The organism is Pseudomonas sp. FSL R10-1350, from assembly GCF_009600525.1.
GTDB lineage: Bacteria > Pseudomonadota > Gammaproteobacteria > Pseudomonadales > Pseudomonadaceae > Aquipseudomonas > Aquipseudomonas helleri.
In genome coordinates this window covers 1-1,625 of the sequence record NZ_WIVR01000150.1, presented here as the reverse complement: position 1 = coordinate 1,625, position 1,625 = coordinate 1, and the positions used below count along the sequence as shown (strand labels likewise).

The 1,625-nt window shown below is 55.9% G+C and carries 1 protein-coding gene; it reads left to right on the top strand.

From position 1 onward, the window contains the following. Nucleotides 1–249 precede the first annotated feature (249 nt). Nucleotides 250–1,581, top strand: a complete 1,332-nt coding sequence (locus tag GHO25_RS25535; protein ID WP_153393343.1) for an IS110 family transposase — start codon at nt 250–252, stop codon at nt 1,579–1,581. The last annotated feature ends 44 nt before the right edge of the window (nt 1,582–1,625 follow it).

Genomic DNA, 1,625 nt, shown 5'->3' with positions numbered 1-1,625 from the left:
GTAGGAGGGGCCGCCCCGTCTTCGACGCCGCGCTGTCGCGCAGCAAACTGGGTCTAGAGTTGAAGAGCGCGCGCGGGGACAGAGTTCGTCGCTAGCACTGGTGTGTCCGCACCCGAGTAGGAGAGTGATCCGCACGGTATCGGCGTAGAGTCGCTGAAGGCACGGCATGCCGTGACCTCGTATAAGAGAGTGAACCCTTTCGCCACCGTGTTCCCCCGCGCGCGCTTTTCAATCCTGCGAGGAATTGTCATGGCGCGCAAGAACCAAAAACGCTTTGAGATTATCCATCACGACTGTGCCGGCATTGATGTTGGCAGTCGTGAGCATTGGGTTGCGGTCAATCCTGATCGAGCCGACCCTCCTGTTCGAAAGTTTTTGACCTTTACCGATGACCTGATCGCATTGGCCGACTGGCTTGCTTCATTGCAAATCAAGGTCGTCGCGATGGAAGCCACAGGCGTTTACTGGATCCCTCTTTTTGAAGTACTGGATGCACGAGGATTTGAGGTGTACCTGGTCAATTCCCGGGCGACACGCCAGACCTCGGGGCGCAAATCTGATGTCTTGGACTGCCAATGGATCTGGCAACTTATGACACACGGTTTGTTGAGCGGGGCTTTTCGCCCTGCAGACGAAGTCTGCTCGATGCGTTCGCTGGTGCGTCAGCGCGCCAATAAAGTCGCCGACCAGGCCAAAACGATCAATCGCATGCAGAAAGCCTTGAGCCAGATGAATATCCAGTTGGCCAATGTCATTAGCGACATTACTGGCGTAACCGGGATGAAAATTCTTCAGGCCATCAATCACGGTGAGCGCGATCCTCATGCCTTGGCGGCGTTGCGTGATCGACGCATCAAGGCCGATCACGCCACTATCGCGCGAAGCTTGCACGGCAATTGGCGTGTGGAACACTTGCATTCGTTGCGTCAGGAATTGGCGTGCTACGACTTCCTGGAAACGCAGATTGCCGACTGTGACCATGCCATCGCGCAAGCACTGGGGCTGTTACCCATGCGTCAGGAAGAAGTACCAGCAGCACGTAAGGTACTTCGCAGCGCTCATCGATCGGCGGCAGAGCAGACGGTGCTGCATCAGGCATTAGGTCGCGTGATGGGCGTGGATTTAACCGCCATTCCGACAATCGGCGTCGATACGGCTTTGGTGCTGGCAAGCGAGCTGGGGCCTGATCTATCGCGTTTTCCCACCTCGCAACACTTCTGCTCTTGGTTGGGAGTCGCGCCGCCAACTCGAATATCGGGTGGCAAGTCCCTTCCCGGCAGAGGACCGAAGGTCATCAATCGAGCGGCTCAAGCGCTCAAGCAATCGGCCTCCAATGCCCGAAACGACAAAAGTTTTATCGGTGCAAGTCACCGTGCAAGGTTAAGTCGAATGGACACAGGTTGCGCCGTCAAAGCCACCGCCCATCAACTGGCGCGTCTGATCTACGCCATGCTGACCAAAGGCCAGCCATATGTGGAGCAAGGGCTCGAGGCGTACGAAGAGAAGAGTCGCAGCCGGCAGTTGCGAGCCTTGGAGCGCAAGGCACACAAGCTGGGATGGAGGCTGGAAAAAGTTGGGTAGTTTTTTTGAATAAAAACAATGGGTTATTTTATGTTTGATAAGAG

What these genes read in the sequence shown, in the direction of transcription:
- GHO25_RS25535 (WP_153393343.1), top strand. Translation starts at nt 250, where the DNA reads ATGGCGCGCAAGAACCAAAAACGCTTTGAGATTATCCATCACGACTGT.